At 42.8% G+C, this 17,503-nt stretch carries 16 protein-coding genes; 9 read left to right on the top strand and 7 right to left on the bottom strand.

Translation table 11 applies throughout. The features are described from left to right. Positions 1 to 61 precede the first annotated feature (61 nt). Together BKM01_RS06905 and larE are read left to right on the top strand one after the other, a co-directional pair. A complete protein-coding gene (locus BKM01_RS06905) occupies positions 62 to 787 on the top strand; it encodes a HesA/MoeB/ThiF family protein (RefSeq protein ID WP_072359000.1) in 726 nt (241 codons plus the stop codon). An 8-nt stretch (positions 788 to 795) separates the two neighbouring features. After that, positions 796 to 1,593: an ATP-dependent sacrificial sulfur transferase LarE gene (larE, locus tag BKM01_RS06900; RefSeq protein WP_072358999.1), complete on the top strand. Its 798-nt coding sequence runs from the start codon at positions 796 to 798 to the stop codon at positions 1,591 to 1,593. Between the two features lie 2 nt (positions 1,594 to 1,595). Here larE and BKM01_RS06895 read toward each other — a convergent pair whose 3' ends face one another. Further along, positions 1,596 to 2,912 carry a cobyrinate a,c-diamide synthase gene (locus BKM01_RS06895; RefSeq protein WP_072358997.1) on the bottom strand — a complete coding sequence of 439 codons (1,317 nt, stop codon included), beginning with the start codon at positions 2,910 to 2,912 and terminating at the stop codon, positions 1,596 to 1,598. A gap of 122 nt (positions 2,913 to 3,034) precedes the next feature. Here BKM01_RS06895 and moaA point away from each other — a divergent pair, with 122 nt between their 5' ends. After that, complete coding sequence (gene moaA / locus BKM01_RS06890) at positions 3,035 to 3,955, top strand: GTP 3',8-cyclase MoaA (protein WP_072358995.1); 921 nt, start codon at positions 3,035 to 3,037, stop codon at positions 3,953 to 3,955. 12 nt (positions 3,956 to 3,967) lie between these two features. On the opposite strand, the gene BKM01_RS06885 is transcribed toward moaA, so the two are convergent. After that, positions 3,968 to 5,257 carry a coiled-coil domain-containing protein gene (locus tag BKM01_RS06885; RefSeq protein WP_072358993.1) on the bottom strand — a complete coding sequence of 430 codons (1,290 nt, stop codon included), beginning with the start codon at positions 5,255 to 5,257 and terminating at the stop codon, positions 3,968 to 3,970. A gap of 186 nt (positions 5,258 to 5,443) precedes the next feature. Here BKM01_RS06885 and BKM01_RS10920 point away from each other — a divergent pair, with 186 nt between their 5' ends. After that, the gene (locus tag BKM01_RS10920; RefSeq protein ID WP_169922781.1) at positions 5,444 to 5,593 is read left to right on the top strand and encodes a hypothetical protein; all 150 of its coding nucleotides are present in this window, start codon (positions 5,444 to 5,446) and stop codon (positions 5,591 to 5,593) included. Here the strand turns inward: BKM01_RS10920 and surE are convergent, their stop codons facing one another. The 4 genes from surE to BKM01_RS06865 form a co-directional block, all read right to left on the bottom strand. Beyond that, positions 5,594 to 6,382 carry a 5'/3'-nucleotidase SurE gene (gene surE, locus BKM01_RS06880; RefSeq protein WP_072358991.1) on the bottom strand — a complete coding sequence of 263 codons (789 nt, stop codon included), beginning with the start codon at positions 6,380 to 6,382 and terminating at the stop codon, positions 5,594 to 5,596. A 49-nt stretch (positions 6,383 to 6,431) separates the two neighbouring features. Next, a complete protein-coding gene (locus BKM01_RS06875; RefSeq protein WP_072358989.1) occupies positions 6,432 to 6,911 on the bottom strand; it encodes a hypothetical protein in 480 nt (159 codons plus the stop codon). Next, complete coding sequence (locus tag BKM01_RS06870) at positions 6,908 to 8,506, bottom strand: BCCT family transporter (protein WP_072358987.1); 1,599 nt, start codon at positions 8,504 to 8,506, stop codon at positions 6,908 to 6,910. The genes BKM01_RS06875 and BKM01_RS06870 overlap by 4 nt, the downstream gene beginning before the upstream one ends. Positions 8,507 to 8,613: 107 nt before the next feature. Then, positions 8,614 to 8,889 (bottom strand): hypothetical protein, encoded by a 276-nt coding sequence (locus BKM01_RS06865; RefSeq protein WP_072358985.1) that lies wholly within the window; start codon positions 8,887 to 8,889, stop codon positions 8,614 to 8,616. Between the two features lie 247 nt (positions 8,890 to 9,136). Between BKM01_RS06865 and alaS the strand changes: the two genes are divergently transcribed. The 5 genes from alaS to BKM01_RS06840 all read left to right on the top strand — a co-directional run bounded on the left by alaS (position 9,137) and on the right by BKM01_RS06840 (position 16,825). After that, complete coding sequence (alaS, locus tag BKM01_RS06860) at positions 9,137 to 11,911, top strand: alanine--tRNA ligase (RefSeq protein WP_072358983.1); 2,775 nt, start codon at positions 9,137 to 9,139, stop codon at positions 11,909 to 11,911. Between the two features lie 98 nt (positions 11,912 to 12,009). After that, positions 12,010 to 13,077: a response regulator transcription factor gene (locus BKM01_RS06855; protein ID WP_072358981.1), complete on the top strand. Its 1,068-nt coding sequence runs from the start codon at positions 12,010 to 12,012 to the stop codon at positions 13,075 to 13,077. A gap of 136 nt (positions 13,078 to 13,213) precedes the next feature. Further along, positions 13,214 to 13,468, top strand: a complete 255-nt coding sequence (locus BKM01_RS06850; protein ID WP_072358979.1) for a hypothetical protein — start codon at positions 13,214 to 13,216, stop codon at positions 13,466 to 13,468. A gap of 185 nt (positions 13,469 to 13,653) precedes the next feature. Continuing rightward, entirely contained in the window at positions 13,654 to 16,251 is a 2,598-nt protein-coding gene (locus BKM01_RS06845) for a valine--tRNA ligase (protein WP_072358977.1), read from the top strand. A gap of 52 nt (positions 16,252 to 16,303) precedes the next feature. Continuing rightward, positions 16,304 to 16,825 (top strand): universal stress protein, encoded by a 522-nt coding sequence (locus BKM01_RS06840; protein WP_072358974.1) that lies wholly within the window; start codon positions 16,304 to 16,306, stop codon positions 16,823 to 16,825. On the opposite strand, the gene BKM01_RS06835 is transcribed toward BKM01_RS06840, so the two are convergent. Next, positions 16,818 to 17,459, bottom strand: coding sequence for a MarC family protein (locus BKM01_RS06835; RefSeq protein ID WP_072358972.1), 642 nt, complete (start codon positions 17,457 to 17,459; stop codon positions 16,818 to 16,820). The genes BKM01_RS06840 and BKM01_RS06835 overlap by 8 nt on opposite strands. Between the last annotated feature and the right edge of the window lie 44 nt (positions 17,460 to 17,503).

Below are 17,503 nucleotides of genomic sequence, written 5' to 3'. Positions count from 1 at the left end.
TAGAATACAAAATAATCAGGAAATGAAAAGGAAATGACAATAAAATTCTGGAGAAAAACCGATGCTTGATGATATTGAAAGGAAACTCTATAGCCGCCAGATAATGATGTTCGGTGAAGAGGGCCAGGAGAAACTTAAAAACGCAACCGTACTGGTAGCCGGCTGCGGCGGCCTGGGTTCACCAATTATACATTACCTTGCTGTTGCCGGTATAGGCCACATCCGGTTTGTCGATAAAGATACTGTTGAAATGAGCAATCTCAACAGACAAATACTGCACTGGCACCGGGATATCGGAAAAGGCAAGAGCCAGTCTGCTGAAGAAAAACTTGCAGAACTCAATCCCAACATCGAACTGGAAGCCTTCAACACAGAGATCAGTGCTGAAAACATAGATGAATTGATACAGGGAGCAGACATAATCGTAGATGCGCTGGATAACTATGAAACACGAATGTTGCTCAACAGGGCCGCAATCCGCCAATCCGTACCCCTGGTCCACGGTGCAGTTCACGGGTTCCACGGCCAGCTCACCACAGTCATCCCGGGCAAAACACCCTGCATCGAATGTCTGATTCCTGAAAAACCCCCAAAAGAAGTATTTCCAATCATCGGTTGCACCGCAGGTGTCGTAGGAACCATACAGGCCAATGAGGTCATAAAGTACCTGCTTGATGAGGAGGGATTGCATACCGGACACATTGTTATATGGGACGGTAAAAACGGGACACTGGAGAAAATGAGAATCTGTCGCAGGCCAGATTGTCCTGAATGCGGCCATCTTTAAGGAAGAACATGACTGCTAATAAGTTAAGGGAACTGGAAGAGATCATAAAAGACACCGGACCCATGGCAATTCTTTTTTCCGGCGGTGTGGACAGCAGTCTGCTTGCAGTTGTGGCCAGGAAAGTGCAGGGAAAAAATTGCATCTGCATTCTTCTGGATTCACCCCTTATCCCCAGAAGCGCAGTTTACAGTGCCCGGAAAATTGCAGATGAAAATAGTTTAGAACTTCACGTACTGAATTTTAATCCCCTGGAATACCAGGACATACTTAATAATTCAAAGGATAGATGTTATCATTGCAAAAAAAAGATCATACAGACTGCAAAAGAATATGCATCTACCCTTGGGTTTACAATTATTGCCGATGGAACCAATGTATCGGATACACATACATTACGACCCGGGCTTGCTGCTTGCAGGGAAGAAGGGATATTTCATCCATTCGTTTCTGCAGGCATCAGCAAAGCGGATATCAGACAAATTGCCAGACAGGAAAAATATGATTTCTGGGACCTGCCTTCGTCTGCCTGTCTGGCCTCACGTATACCCTACGGCGAAATGCTGGACGCCGGAAAACTCGGAAAAGCTGAACAGGGAGAAGATATTCTGCACAGGATGGGATTTTTACAATGCAGGATGAGGTTGCATGAAGGGGGAACCCTTGCCCGTATAGAAGTCCACCCTGAACAAATCCCGATGGCTGTCCTGAAAATGGATGATCTAATCAGCCACCTGAAAGCTACAGGTATCACCCATGTCTGCCTGGATCTCGAAGGTTACAGAAGCGGCAGCATGGATGAGATTTGAAATCAGCGTTGTTTGTACTTGCGACAGCTGTTCACAAAATCATCTACAGGGAAGGAACCAGGGTGGGCATGCATGTAACTTGCCACAGAATTGTGTTCATAGATACCATCCATACCATCAACAATTCCTTTGCCCCGCTCCATAGTGTAAGCCAGACGGCTGTCAGACGCACAATCTGTTACAGAGTAATGGAATTCATGACCTCGTACTTCTCCCCTGAATATAGGGGAATCGGCATGTCCTTTAGTGTAGCCCAGTGCCTGCAATTTTTTGGTCATGACAGTCTCGGCAGGGAAAAGGTCAGCCAATTTATAAAGCCTATCCTCAATCTCGTAGGAAGTACAGAGATATTGCAGTCCACCACATTCACCGTATATTGGCATTCCGTCTGCTGAAAGGTCCTTTAGTTTGTGAGTTGTCCGTGACTTTTCAAGTTCTGCTATGTGGAGCTCAGGATAACCGCCTCCGAAGTACATGCCGTCCACATCAGGAATATCACCTTCAAGCGGACTGAAGAATTTGATTTCAGCCCCGCAACGGCGGAAAGAGTCCAGCATGTCCTGATAGTAGAAACAAAAAGCACTGTCCATTGCAACGCCTATTGTCACATCGGCCTCCTTGTCGGGTATGCATTCCTCAGGTGCAGCCGGGAGAGGTTCGTTTGCCAGGGATAGCACACCATCCAGATCAATGTTCTCTTCAATGAAGTTACCCAATTTTTCCAGATCATAATCCCGTTCATCAGCCATGTGCAAACCAAGATGACGGGAAGGGACGGTCAGGTCCTGGTTACGGGGAAGGGCACCAACTACCGGCACATCCCCCAAGGCATCCCTGATCATTTGAGCATGTCTGGGACTTCCCACGCGGTTGAGGACCACACCATCGATACGTACATCACTGTCAAATTCAGAGTAGCCTTTGATGAGGGCCGCAGCACTTCTGGACATGCCGTGCACATTAACTACAAGGATCACAGGAGCACCCAGGGATTTGGCCACGTGAGCCGAACTTGCAAGGTCTGAGGAATTCATTCCATCAAAAAGACCCATGACACCCTCAACGACCCCTATATCCGCATCATTATAACTGCAATGAAAACTCTGCCTGACACCTTCTTCACCCATCATGAACGTATCAAGGTTCCTTGAAGACCTCCCACAGATTGCCGTATGATGGGTGGGATCGATGTAATCCGGACCCACCTTATAGGGCTGGACGTTCATTCCCCTACGGGTCAGGGCAGCCATGATACCCATGGAAACGGTTGTTTTACCGACTCCACTGTGTGTGCCTGCAATAACTATTGATTTTTTCATGGCACAAGTTGGTTTGATTTGGTATTTAAAATATGGGGCGGTAAGCTTCACTGTTACCGGATAAACTTAAGTTTATATACTCCTTTCACCATCCCAAATAAAACACCAATTACCGATATAGCATGACTCCTGAAAAACATCTCACAGATACCTACGGACGCACTATAAAAAGCCTCAGGATATCGATTACTGATAGGTGTAATCTCAATTGTATTTATTGCCACAATGAAGGGAATATGAAAGTGGCAGATGAAATGTCAGCCCGGAAAATATCTGATATCATCAAGGCAGCCAGCCTGTATGGAGTAGACAGGGTGAAATTCTCTGGCGGAGAACCGCTTGTCCGCAGGGATTTCGAGGATATACTGAAAAGCCTGCCTCCTTTGAAGGATGTATCTGCAACTACCAACGGGATACTGCTGGAAGAGAGAGCCCGGAGCCTCAAGGAAGCAGGATTGGACCGGATAAATGTAAGTTTGGATAGTATTGATGACAAAAAATACAGCTTAATTACTGCAGCAAATCCGGGTGATGTATACAAAGTACTCAGAGGGATTGAAAAAGCAATCGAAGTTGGCCTTACTCCTGTAAAACTGAACATGGTAATGCTCAAAGGGATCAATGAAGACAAAATCGACCAGATGCTTGAATTTGTCCGTAAACACAAAGGCAACATTATACTACAGCTCATACAACTAATGGATTTCCAGGATGTTTTAAAATACCAGGTTGACGTGCAAGAAATTGAAAAAAAACTTGAAGAAAGGGCCGATGAAATCCATGTACGTAAAATGCACCGCCGCAAAAAGTACATCATCGACGGTGCTGAAGTTGAAGTAGTAAGACCCATCGACAATACTGAATTCTGTGCCAATTGCAACCGTCTGCGTGTGACAGCCGACGGGAAACTCAAACCATGCCTGTTGGTTAATGATAATCTTGTGGATACAAAAGGCGCAAATTCAGAAGATATTCCACGGTTGCTGGAGGAAGTTGTGAAAAAAAGGGTGCCTTTTTTCAAGGAAAATATCAAGGAGTACTAACAGATAAGATTGTTACCTGAAATTTATCTCGATATTCTCCTCAAATGCAGCATTCACATCTGAGCTCAATTTCGATTTTGTATTTTCCAGCTGCTCTTCCAGGGATTTCAGGCGTTTTGTTTCATCATCCAGTTTATCCTGTGTAGAAACCAAAGCCTCTTGCTTTTTTGAAATGTGTTTTTCCATGGAGGTTTTCTGATGATACACATCCATCCGGTCCAATTGGTCTATTAACTGCTCGAGCCTGTTATCGTATTTCTTTTTATCCTCACACAAGGATTTAAGAGAAGAAGAGGTTTTTATTAAATGCACCTGTTCAAGGGTTTTATCTTTCTTCTTATCTTTCAGGCCAAGTGAATCGCTTTGAAGTCTCAGAATTAATTCATCATATAAAGGATCCAGATCGTAATCCAGTGCAGAGACAGGATCTTTCATGACAATACCAAGTATATTACGCACTTGTGGCGATAGGGTATGAATTCCGTTTTCATCCTGTTTTTTCATTCTGGATAATGCCTTGGACAATGGGGTGAACATTCTTTTGATATCAGCTTCTACATCCATGACCTGTTGCCTGACATCGTCAATTTCACTGTTAATTGCTTCTGCGCGTGGGTATTCAGAACCATTAATCAACTCTTCAAGATCTGATTTTGCATCCTGCAGATTTTCATCCAGGGAGGTATACTTATTCTCCAATTCCCCTATATTATCCCGACAATCCATTATTTCAGATTCCAGATTATGGATATCTTCAATGTCTTCAAATATATTGCTGATCATTTCCAGCTTATTCCGGGGATTTTCAATTGTCGAAAATAAATCATTTAAAGCATGGTTCAGGTTTGCAAGGTCGCCGTTTATTTTGTTATATTCAGCTGGATAGAGACTTTTTGCATAAAGCATGCTTTTTCGGGTATTGTCCAGAAAACTATCCATATGGGAAAGCGATTCAATATAGAAGGCATGAGCCCCCTCTATGGAATTGTCATGCGGGACATTGATTTTCTCATCAAGTATTTCCAGGTTATCAACAATAACATCCCGGTTTGAATCTCCGATCTTACCCATTTTCTTATCAGCTGATTCAATCGGTGTGGCATCCAGAAAGGAATTTTTGTCGACCCTGAGCTGGTCAAGTTTATTGTCAATTGCGGAATAAAGATCGCTTATAAGGGGTTTTGCAGCGTTAACCTCCCTTTTATATCTGGTTTTACTCCATTCATGGAGATTTTCAAATTCCAGATGTAATTCTTCAGGCTCATCCTTGCCCTTACCAAATAGTTTCTTGAGGAAATCCATATATTCAGATTAAAAAACATGTTGATTTGTTAAAAAGATTCTGCATGAAGAAGAATTGAAGCATAAATATTAAATCAACTTCCGGACATCAGGTTCAAATTAGAATATTTAATGCAGAAATAGAAGGATACAAAGGAAAATAAATATTGGAATCTCTTCTATATGCACAAAAAGGGAAGTGTCAAAATGAAAGTCCAACTCAATGTTGATGGTGAAAATATAGAAATAAACGATTTTGTTCAGAAATTTCTGGGAAAAACTGCGGCAGCTTCTGCAGAGAGTCTGCATGGTGTCGACCCAACATGGAAAGAGATCGACATCCATATCAAAAAGTAATCAAAGTAATTTTTCTATTTCCGAGTTGTCCACCCGGGAAGTTGAATCCAGACTCAGAGGTGTTATAGATATGTGCCCCTTCTGGATAACTGCATGTACATCGGTACCTTCTTCACCCTGTGGCATAAGGTCACCTGCCAGCCAGTAATATGGCCTGCCCCTGGGATCATGACGCTCCTCCACTTCCATATTGAAAAACTTCCTTGCAAGACGGGTGATCTCAATCTCGGTATCTTCTTCCACATCATGCGGCAGGTTCACATTCAAAACATCCACATTGTCAGGCATTCCATGTTCCAGAACTTTTTTGGCGATCCGGTTTACTACTTTGATACCAACCTCAAAATCATGTTCATAGTCCCGTAAATCATCGAATTTAAGTCCCTGTTCAATGACCTGAATGGAAACCGCAATTGCCGGGATACCATAACTTGCACCTTCCAGAGCTGCACCCACAGTTCCTGAGGTAGTGGCGGTATCAGTACTGATATTTTCTCCGATATTGAAGCCCGATAAAATCAGGTCGGGTTTTTCCTTCATAACCGAAAATATCCCCAGTATCACAGAATCCGTAGGAGTGCCGCCTATTGCATGAGCCTCCACACCATTTATCTTTGTACGGTTCATCCTCAAAGGCTCAAAAATAGAAATTGACCGCCCTACACCACTTTGCTGGAAAGCCGGTGCAGCAATCGTCACATCACCCAGTGAATCCACACTTTTGTAAGCAGCACGTATACCAGCTGAATAAACACCATCATCGTTGGTAAGCAGAATTTTTTTCGACATGAAAAGCCAGATTGACCTTAAGGGTTTTAAAGGTAATGAATTGAATAAATCAGTAACTGATCCACTTGGAATATTCTGCGACAAAGCATTCTATGATATCTTCCCGTGTCAGATTCTCTATATCATATTCATCGACAGTACCATTGCGAAGTAATATTTCCACCTTACGGATCCGTGGCTGCTCTTCATCTGCATGTTCGGGAAAAGCAAAACCGGCCTTTTGGTAGGCCCTCCCTCTTATCTCAAAATAGAATTCCTCAAACTGTTCATCAGGATTTTTGTCGGAAGGAGCATAAACGGTCAGAGAGGCAGAATTCATTCCGGTATCATCCACATTAACCTCAACAGTTCTGCCGTATTTTTCAATTTCCTTTTTCAGGTCGTCATAGGCAGGAAATACCACATGTCTGAAAAAATCCCTCATATTGAGTTCTGCAAACCTGACATTCATTTCCTGCGTAGTTTTTTCCCCTGAATTTTCCTTTTCCGCCTGGAAAATATCCCGCAATTTTTGTTCCCACATGTTCATTTGGACCCACCCTTGAAAAGTTCTCCTACCAGTTGTTTAGCTTTATTATTTGATGTAGTTTCCGGAGGTTTTTCCTCCGAATATATGACCCTATGCCCATCAGACTCAGCTTTTAATCCCTTCGATATGCTGTAACACATCAGAATTAAAACTACACAGAAAGGCAGAGCCGTGGTAAGGGCAGCTGTCTGCAATCCGACAAGTCCCCCTGTCAATAGAAGAACAGCTGCAACAGCACCCTGAAGCAGGGACCAGAATAGCCTCAGAGGGATTGCCGGTTTGGGATCCCCCCCTGAGGAAAGGATGGAAATGACAAGGGATCCCGAATCAGAAGATGTGACAAAAAAGGTCATTACGACAATAGTTGCAAGAGTGGAACTCAGTAATGAACCCGGTAATTTATCTAACAGGACATAAAGGGCAGTGGGAATACTTGTCTGGACAACATTTACAATACCACCATTGCCAAACACTTCCATATGAATTGCCGTGTTACCAAAGACGATAATCCAGATGAAAGTTACAATTGCGGGAGCAAGCAATACTCCCCTGATAAATTCCCTGATTGTACGCCCCCGCGATACACGTGCAATGAACATGCCTACAAAGGGTGACCAGGAGATCCACCAACCCCAGTAGAACATGGTCCACATTTTCTGCCATTCCAGGCCAGTGAATGCATCGGTCTGGAATGTAAGGTAAACAATGTTTTGCAAATAGTAACCTATACTTTGTACATATGAACTCAAAAGGAAAACAGAGGGACCTACGATAAAGACGAATATGATAAGGGTAAGACCCAGCAGGATATTAACCTGACTCAATATGCGTATTCCCTTGTTCAGACCCGACATTACAGAAGTAGTGGCTGCAAGAGTTATGAATACAATCAGCAAAATCTGGTTATTTACAGACACCGACATCAGGCCAAGATAATCCATTCCTGCATTAATCTGCATCACACCCAGGCCCAGCGAAGTGGCAACACCAAACAATGTACCAAAGATAGCCAGTACTTCCACAATATTTCCACGTACTCCATATATCTTATTACCAAACAAAGGATACATTGTAGAGCGAATGGTCAGCGGCATATCATGCCTGTAGGAAAAATATGCAAGAGAAAGCCCCACAACAATATATATTGCCCAGGCATGAAGCCCCCAGTGGAAAAAAGTGAGATTCATCGCTTCAACTGCTGCTTCAATTGTACCCGGTGCGGCGTCCCGGGGGGAAGCGAGATGAAGAATTGGTTCTGCAACACTATAGAAAAGCAGCCCTATGCCCATACCCGCACTGAAAAGCATTGCAAACCAGGTGGTATCCTTATATTCCGGCCTATCCGAATCCTTTCCCAGCCTGATGGAACCATAGGGACTGAAATATAGCCAGATAACAAATAGAAGGAAAAAAGCAACTGAGAGAATGTAGAACCAGCCAAAATTAACCACAATAGTATTCTGTAATATTCCAAAAATTTCAGATAGCCTTTCTGTAAAAAAGACGCCCATGGCCACAAAAAATAATACCAGAACTGCCGATACATAAAAAACATGAGGATTTACCTGAAACCCGGGACTTGCCTTTATCTGCATGTTGCCTCCTATCTATAAGACACAGGCACAGAGACAAATTACAAAAGAGTTTTGATTATAGATTTACTGATTCGTATAAAAAGGAGGAAAGGAAAGTAAAAAAGAATTCAATCATCCATAGAAAAAGGAGTTACTAACTTTGCATAATTCACTTCATGAATATTCTTGTTTTCGGAAATGTCACCCACAAACTGGGCTCCGTTAACTTCATAGCTACCCATTCCATACGTAGTTTCAAATTCTTCTTCAGCTGCAACAGGATCACAGAGATATATCTGGAGATCACCATTTGAATCAAGGAATACTGACGGATGAACACCGGTTTTTTCATAATCTTCTACTGCACCCCTGAAAACCATTGACATGTAATTGATAGTCTGCATTAATATCATCTCCTCAATAAGGGGAACTACTTATGGACATTGATATAACCTGAATGTACACAAATTGCTCATAAATAAGCTTATTAGTGTATGCTTGTGTTCAAAAAATATGGTAAAATAAATATAAATATCAAATAATAATTGTTTGTGAAGATGTATATATGAGAAATATTTTTAAACATGGGGGCATTAGGCATAAGAATCTAAGGCTCTATTGTTACGATTAACTATTCAATTTGGGATTATTATGCTTGAAGAGGAATACGATATAAATTTCTTCTATGAAAACGGTTTTATCAGAAAACAGTGCCAAAAATGTGGCAGTTATTTCTGGACTCGTGACAGAGACAGGGATACATGCGGAGATGCACCCTGTGACCCATATTCATTCATCGCCAACCCAGTCTTCAAGAAAAAATTTAATCTTGCACAGATGAGGGAGTTTTATCTTAGTTACTTTGAGAAAAATGGACACACACGTATTGAAAGATACCCTGTGATAGCACGCTGGAGAAATGATATCTATCTTACTATCGCCTCCATAGCAGATTTCCAGCCCTTTGTAACTTCCGGACAGGTTGCCCCCCCTGCAAACCCACTCACCATATCACAACCATGCATTCGTCTTTCTGATCTGGATGCAGTAGGAAGAAGTGGCCGCCATCTGACCACCTTTGAGATGATGGCACATCACGCATTCAACAAAAAAGAGAATGAGATCTACTGGAAAGACCGGACAGTACAGCTCTGTGACGGGCTGCTCAACGAGCTTGGAGTAGATCCCTTTGCTGTAACCTATAAAGAAGAACCCTGGGCAGGTGGCGGAAACGCCGGTGCCTGTGTTGAAGTCCTTATAGGTGGCCTGGAAGTGGCAACCCTTGTGTTTATGAATCTCCAGCAATCCAAAGACGGAGATATCGTGATTAAAGGTGATAATTACAGGAAAATGGACAATTACATAGTGGACACCGGGTACGGGTTGGAAAGATTGGTATGGGCTTCCCAGGGCACCCCTACTGTATACGATGCTATATTCCCGGAAGTTGTTGGGGAACTTATGGAACTGGCAGGTGTGGAACATCGGCTGGAAGATGAAGATTATGCAAATATTTTATCCCAGAACGCCCGGCTTGCAGGCCTGATGGATGTAAGCGAAAAAGCAAACCTGCTGGAATTGCGCAAACAGGTAGCTTCAAACATAGGAATTACTGCTGATAAACTGGGCACCATAATGGAGCCCGTGGAAACGGCATATGCCATTGCAGACCATGCCCGTTGTATAACATTTATGCTGGGTGACGGAATAATACCTTCAAATGTCAAAGCAGGATATCTTGCAAGACTTGTGATCAGACGTACAATGAAGATGATGCAGGACCTTGGCATCACAATCCCCTTATCTGACATTATACAGATGCACATCAACCATCTCCCCGAATACCCTGAGTTCGCCGACAGATTTGATGTAATAAACGACATACTGGATAACGAAGAAAAGAAATTCCAGGAAACCCTGCAGCGTGGGAAGAAACTCATACAAAAATCTGCAAAGCACTACAAGAAAAAGGGAGAAAAAATGCCTCTTGACACTGTTATAGATATGTACGACAGTCATGGCATACCGGCTGAGATATCCAAAGAAGCTGCCTCGGAAGTAGGAGTGGAAGTCGAACTACCAGATAATTTTTACTCCCTTGTCGCTGAGCGTCACAGCAAATCCGTACAGGAAGAGGAAAAAGAAATCCCCTATGCAGATCGTCTCAAGAAACTCCCTCCTACAAAACGGCTTTTCTACGATGAGCCAAACAGAATGGAATTCGAAGCTGTTGTTCTTGATGTTTTTGACAATAATATAGTGCTCGACAGCACACTTCTCTATCCGGAAGGAGGAGGACAGCCGCCAGACCAGGGCACATTCATGGTAGATGATGCCTTACTCAAAGTAATCGATGTCCAGATATTTAACGGAGTGGTCATCCATACCATAGAAGAGGTCGAAGATGAACCCCATATTCGAAAAGGAGATATGGTTACGGGTAAAGTGGATGAAAAGCGTCGTATGGCACATGCAAGAAATCATACTGCAACCCATATAATAAATGATGCAGCGCGGCAGGTGCTGGGAGAACATATATGGCAGGCAGGTGCACAGAAATTTGCCGACCGTGCCAGGCTCGATATTTCCCATTACAAAAGGATTGCTCCAGAGGAAATCAATGAGATAGAGATGATTGCAAACCAGATGGTAATGGAGAATAAGCGAGTGATAAGTGAGTGGATGGATCGCAGCACCGCCGAAAAAAGATATGGATTTAGCCTTTACCAGGGCGGAGTACCACCAGGGGACCGCATTCGCGTATTGCATGTAGGAAGCGATATTGAAGCCTGTGCGGGGACCCACTGCACCTTTACAGGACAGGTCGGCCCCATCAAGATCCTGAAGACAGAACGGATACAGGATGGAGTCGAACGTATTGAATATGCAGCAGGCGAATCTGCTGTTGTAGCTTTCCAGGCAAGGGATAAACTTCTCAGAAGTTCTGCAGAAACATTGAGGGTATCTACTGAGCAACTACCGTCAACCATTGAACGTTTCTTCACTGAATGGAAAGAATTTAAGAAAGAAAATACCCGGCTCAAGAAAGAACTGGCAGAATCCCGCGTAAATCACTTAATTGAAAATGCTGAACATCTAAAGGATATTCGCTTTATAAATTCAAGAGTCGACGGTGCAGATGCCGATGAACTTACCCGAATGGCAGGAGAACTTGCTTCAAGTGACGATATTGTTGCATTACTCTTAAGTGATCATGAAGGTGTCAAGATCGCAGCTGCTGCGGGTGACAGTGCAGTTTCAAAAGGAGTTAACGTAGGAAACATCGTACGTGAAATAGCAAGTCTAACCGGCGGAGGTGGAGGAGGTAAACCTTCAATGGCACGTGGCGGAGGCCAGGATAGTGCAAAGATTGACGAAGGACTTGCATTGGGTCGCCGGATGGTAGAAGAGCAACTCAGGGATTAATCATCAAACAGGTTTGGGACTTATTACAATGTGCACAGAAGTCCCAAACATTAATATTCTAAAACGCCAAATAGAGATATCAGGAGGAGTAGAGGGAAATGTCCGGCGAAGATACCGCAGAAATTATGGATACTTTTCGTGAAGGACTTGCCGACAAAACTACTGTTTTTCTGGCTCCTGCAAGCGTATCCAGTGAAAGGTTAATCTATTTTTATATTCATTCCATACTCGAAAATGATGATCAAAAGAATATAATATGGCTCTGTATGAAAAACTCAAGAGACAAGATAATAGCTAATTTTAGAGATTATGGGATGGGAATTGAAGACTTTCTGGGCAGAATGTGGTTTATAGATATTGAAGACCCTTCAAAAGAGAAAAAAGAAAACACCCTTTACTATTCTTCTCAGACCGATTATATGAAAATCGGGTCACATACCTCTAAACTATTTTCTGAAATGCCCGGATCAACAATGGTCATTGATGACATGAATATCCTTTCAAAGGATAATCTCCAGGTCGTTGAAAATTTCCTGAAATATGTCATGTCAAATGTCCACCAGCATGAAGGAAGCGCTGTATCAATGCTCAATAAAGGTTCTGCTGGTGAAAAAGAAGGAACTTTGGTATCCTTTTTCGATGTTGTAATAGATGCCTCGGATACCGGAGAGATGCATGTTGAAATGGGACTGAAAAGTCTTGATGTGAAATACGTAGTGGACAAGGGAAAAATCAATCTATACTATATCCAGAAAAAGGTCAAAAAAGAAAGACTTAATATACTTATTGTAGACGATGAACCCGATATTCCCGATCTTTTGAAATTGTCCCTTAAAGATGAACCCTACGATTTTTTAGTTGCATATAACGGGAAAGATGCCATCGAAATTGCAAGAGAAGAACTCCCCGACCTTATATTACTGGATATAATGATGCCTGATATGGACGGTTATGAGGTCGTTGAGACCCTGAAAAAGAAAAGGGACACAAGAGACATTGCAATTATCATGATTACAGCCAAAACAAAAGTAGATGACAAATTAAAGGGAATGGAACTGGGTATTGATGATTATATTTCAAAACCCTTTGACAAAAGGGAAGTTAATGCCCGTATTAAGATGGTTATGAAACGTTTTGGCTGGAAACCCCCTGAAGAAAAGGAATGATTTATTCAACTTTCCTTTTGTAGCTTTTGTAATTTTAATATTATAATTACAACCATCAAAAACATTAATTTTAAAAGCTCTGGTAACCGCACCAAGTTGCGGACCATACCTGATAAAAAAGTACCCAGGTGACAGGATGAAAAAAGAAAAATCATTATATCGCAACCCCTATCTTATAGCAGTACTCTATATCATTGCAATTCTTTTTTTGTATACGGTATACCGTGATCTGATAGCTATAGCTGTTGGCGGGATATTTATAACCATTTTTGGCCTGATGTACGGAGTGCAGGAACATGACAGAGATCTTATATTTTACTCCGGTCTATTTTTATCCGCATCCATCGTGGCAATAATCATAGCAGGTACCTTTGTTTCACTCATTGTATAACTTAAAATGAGTTCACCAAATCATACTTTGTGACCATGCTATTCTATAGAAGCCACTATTACACATAAGCAAACCTTTAATATAAGATTAGACAAGATGTTGTTCGAGATTTGCCGGACATACACATATTATGCCAGCCGGTACTGAATATCAAACTTATTTATCATAATTATCGGAGTGTCCTGATGACGATCCCTAAAGAATATAACCCCCAAGAAGTGGAAAAAAGATGGCAGAATGCCTGGGACATGTCAATGTACCATTTTGATTGGGAAGATGAGAACAAACCCCAGTATATAATAGATACCCCCCCTCCCTATCCTACAGGCAATTTCCATATAGGAAATTCCCTTAACTGGTGTTACATCGATTTTGTTGCAAGATACAAACGCATGCAGGGATTCAATGTTATGTTCCCACAGGGATGGGACTGTCATGGCCTTCCCACTGAGGTGAAGGTAGAAGAAATACATGGCATCACTAAAAATCAGGTTCCAAGAGCTGAATTCAGGAAGCTCTGTGAAGAACTTACAATCGGAAATATAGAGAAAATGCGCCAGACAATGCGCATGCTGGGTTTTTCGGTGGATTGGAGTAACGAATTCATAACGATGAAACCCGAATACTTCGTGAAAACACAGCGCTCTTTTGTCCAGATGCAAAAACAGGGACGTATCTATCAGGCCGATCATCCGGTGAACTGGTGTCCGCGCTGTGAAACAGCTATTGCCTTTGCGGAAGTCGAATATGAAGCAAGGGACACAAAATTGAACTATCTTTACTTTGATAAAGTCAAGATCGCCACCACAAGACCTGAATTGTTGGCTGCCTGTGTGGCTGTGGCAATCAATCCTGATGATGAAAGGTATAAAGAAAACATTGGTGAAAATGTAGGAGTACCTTTATTTGACCATGAAGTGCCTGTAATCGCAGACAAAGAGGTCGATCCGGAATTCGGTACAGGCGTGGTGATGATATGTACCTTCGGTGACAAACAGGATGTACGCTGGTGGATCGAGCACAACCTACCTCTGCGCAAAGCTATTGACCGGAATGGCTTTATGACAGGTATTGCCGGCAAATATGAAGGAATGAAATCTTCAGAATGCAAGGATGCAATCATTAGGGATCTCAAAGAGCAGGGTTACCTGTACGATCAGGACAGCCTTGACCAGAATGTGGGAATGTGCTGGCGTTGCAACACACCGATAGAGATCCTTTCTGAAAGGCAATGGTTTGTCAAAATTGAAAATGATAAAATCCTTGAGACTGCAAATGAGATCAACTGGATTCCCGACTACATGAAGATACGTCTGGAGAATTGGACAAACACCATGGAATGGGATTGGTGCATATCCAGACAGCGTATTTTTGCCACCCCAATACCTGTGTGGTACTGCAAAAAGTGTGGAAAATCCCTGATTGCAGAAGAGGACTGGTTGCCTATTGATCCCACACAGACAAAACCTCCAATACCCTGTGAATGTGGTTCAACTGAGTTTGAAGCTGAAGAAGATGTACTGGATACGTGGATGGACTCATCCCTGACAGCCCTGCATGTTACAGGCTGGCTTACAGATCATGAAATGAGATCACCTGCACAGCTGCGACCCCAGGGCCACGATATTATCCGCACGTGGACATTTTACAGCATACTGCGCTCCAAAGCTCTTCAGGATTCCAAACCCTGGGACTCTATAATGATAAATGGTATGGTACTCGGAGAAGACGGACACAAGATGAGCAAATCCCGGGGCAACATTATTTCTCCGGAAGAGGTCGTTGACCAGTACAGCTCTGATGCTTTCCGCCAGTGGGCTGCAATCGGAGGTTCTACAGGTTCTGATGTTATGTTTAGATGGAAAGATGTAGTATCAGGATCCAGATACTTTAACAAAATGTGGAGTATCTTCCGCTTTTCAATGTCCCATCTGGAAGAAGTACTACCCGACATCCCTGAAGTTACCACATCCAGCCTGGGTACAGTAGACCGCTGGCTGCTCAGCAAACTCAACAGGCTGATAATTTCAGTAACCGAAAATATGGATAACTACCAGTTCGACGAAGCCTGCAAATCCATACGCGGATTTGCCTGGGAAACCCTTGCGGACAATTACATAGAACTTGTTAAAGCCAGACTATATGGAGAGGATGAAACTTCAAAGAAAGCAGCCCGTTACACCCTCTACACAACCCTGGAAACTCTGACCCGCATGATTGCACCCTTTGCGCCTTTCTTTGCAGAGGAAGTTTATTCCCACATTTCTACAGGCAGCGTCCACCAAACAAAATGGCCCTCTGCAAACAGGGAAAAAATCGATGAAACTGCTGAGAAACAGGGTGAAATAATAAAAGACCTCGCAAGCAGTATACGCAGATATAAATCAGATTGTGGGATGGCTCTGAATGCTCCCTTAAAGAAGATCGAAATATATTCTGTAATGGATGATGTTACAGACCTTGAAGGAGCTACAAACTCTGCAGTGGAAGTTATAGAAGGAAAACCCGAATTTGAACATGTGCCCGTGGATGTGAAACCCAACATGGGAATCATCGGACCAAAATTCCGAAAACAGGCTGGTAGTATCATCGCTACTCTGAAAAACATGGATGCATCCAGGGTTGCACAGATGAAGGAGTCTGGATCCATTGATATTGAAGTTGATGGAGAAAAAATAAGTCTGGAACCTGAAAGTGTGGAAATAATAAAAGAAGTAACATCTGCAGGCAGGACAGTGGATGTCCTTGAGGTCAGCGATGTAATGGCCGTAATATTGCGCTGATTTCGCTATTTATTTATTGGAGTACTCCCCTTGTTTCTATGGGGGAGTACCAATGGTATATAATACGATATTAATAACTACCGACGGTTCCGAAAATGCCCGAAAAGCAGTGCAATCGGGAATAGATTTAGCAAGTGCATGTGGTTCAAAGGTCTATGCACTTTATGTAATGGAAATGAATCCCGGAGGCATGACAAAGGAAGCAATACACAGGGATTGGAAAACGGCAATGCAGGTCTCACTTCCAGAACACATATCTCCGGCCCAGTGGCGTGAATTTGCAAAGATTGCCGACGAGAACTGGAAAATAGAACGCAAGAAACATCTCGAGGAAAAAGCAGAAAATATTCTTTCCTACGTAGAAGAACTCGGGAAAAATAAGGGCGTAGATGTCGAAAAAGTACATATCGAAGGCAAACCGGCAAATGAGATCCTTGATTTTGCCTCCGATAAGAACGTAGACCTGATTGTTATGGGCACATTGGGAATGGGTTCTGATGGGACATTCCGGCTGGGACGTGTAGCAGAAAGAGTAATCCATCATGCAAGCTGTGATGTAATGTCGGTCAGGTAATTCCTGCAAGGTTACTGTATATATTCCACACACCATGAGTTACAAAATCCACCGCAAGAGCTGCAAGGAAAAGACCAAGCAGCCTGGTGATAACATGTGCTCCGGTGTATCCTATTAATTTATAGAGACGGCGGGAATAATATAGAGTCACAAAGCATATGCCGAATGTCAGCAGGATTGCCAGCAATACCACCAGTTTATAGGAAATTAAAGGGGATGTACCGGAAAGCACGACAACGGTTGTGATTGTGGCAGGGCCGGTCATCAATGGAAGGGCTATGGGGAATATCCAGACATCATCACGGCTGAGGGATTCATGAATTTCTTCTTCCGTTACACTTTCCCCGGATACTTTTGAGAGCAGCATATCAAAGGCTACCTTGAACAGCAATATTCCACCAGCCACCCTCAGGGAATCTACACTAATCCCGAAAACATTGAGGATGCTGTGACCGGTAACGGCAAAGAAAATGCATATCGTACAGGCAAGAAGGGTTGCACGGGTTGCTATACTGTTTTTTTCTTCCTGTGTCATGCTGCTTGTTAGTGAGATGAACGTTACGACTACTCCGATCGGACTCACGATAACGAAGATGCTAACAAAGGAGTAGATAAAGAATGACACAACGTCCATATCCGGCCACTATAGCAATCTGGTATTTAAAAGTGATCCCAAAT

It is taken from the genome of Methanohalophilus portucalensis (assembly GCF_002761295.1).
GTDB classification, from domain to species: domain Archaea; phylum Halobacteriota; class Methanosarcinia; order Methanosarcinales; family Methanosarcinaceae; genus Methanohalophilus; species Methanohalophilus portucalensis.
Note: the sequence above shows the minus strand (reverse complement) of the source record. Positions and strands in the feature narration are given on the sequence as shown.

Bases quoted from the DNA above. Each gene is read 5' to 3' on its own strand.
- moaA (WP_072358995.1), top strand. From the start codon at position 3,035: ATGACTCCTGAAAAACATCTCACAGATACCTACGGACGCACTATAAAA.
- BKM01_RS06905 (WP_072359000.1), top strand. From the start codon at position 62: ATGCTTGATGATATTGAAAGGAAACTCTATAGCCGCCAGATAATGATG.
- larE (WP_072358999.1), top strand. From the start codon at position 796: ATGACTGCTAATAAGTTAAGGGAACTGGAAGAGATCATAAAAGACACC.
- BKM01_RS06835 (WP_072358972.1), bottom strand. From the start codon at position 17,459: ATGGACGTTGTGTCATTCTTTATCTACTCCTTTGTTAGCATCTTCGTT.
- BKM01_RS06855 (WP_072358981.1), top strand. From the start codon at position 12,010: ATGTCCGGCGAAGATACCGCAGAAATTATGGATACTTTTCGTGAAGGA.
- BKM01_RS06875 (WP_072358989.1), bottom strand. From the start codon at position 6,911: ATGAACATGTGGGAACAAAAATTGCGGGATATTTTCCAGGCGGAAAAG.
- BKM01_RS06865 (WP_072358985.1), bottom strand. From the start codon at position 8,889: ATGCAGACTATCAATTACATGTCAATGGTTTTCAGGGGTGCAGTAGAA.
- BKM01_RS06895 (WP_072358997.1), bottom strand. From the start codon at position 2,912: ATGAAAAAATCAATAGTTATTGCAGGCACACACAGTGGAGTCGGTAAA.
- BKM01_RS06840 (WP_072358974.1), top strand. From the start codon at position 16,304: ATGGTATATAATACGATATTAATAACTACCGACGGTTCCGAAAATGCC.
- BKM01_RS06885 (WP_072358993.1), bottom strand. From the start codon at position 5,257: ATGGATTTCCTCAAGAAACTATTTGGTAAGGGCAAGGATGAGCCTGAA.
- BKM01_RS06845 (WP_072358977.1), top strand. From the start codon at position 13,654: ATGACGATCCCTAAAGAATATAACCCCCAAGAAGTGGAAAAAAGATGG.
- surE (WP_072358991.1), bottom strand. From the start codon at position 6,382: ATGTCGAAAAAAATTCTGCTTACCAACGATGATGGTGTTTATTCAGCT.
- BKM01_RS06870 (WP_072358987.1), bottom strand. From the start codon at position 8,506: ATGCAGATAAAGGCAAGTCCCGGGTTTCAGGTAAATCCTCATGTTTTT.
- BKM01_RS06850 (WP_072358979.1), top strand. From the start codon at position 13,214: ATGAAAAAAGAAAAATCATTATATCGCAACCCCTATCTTATAGCAGTA.
- alaS (WP_072358983.1), top strand. From the start codon at position 9,137: ATGCTTGAAGAGGAATACGATATAAATTTCTTCTATGAAAACGGTTTT.
- BKM01_RS10920 (WP_169922781.1), top strand. From the start codon at position 5,444: ATGAAAGTCCAACTCAATGTTGATGGTGAAAATATAGAAATAAACGAT.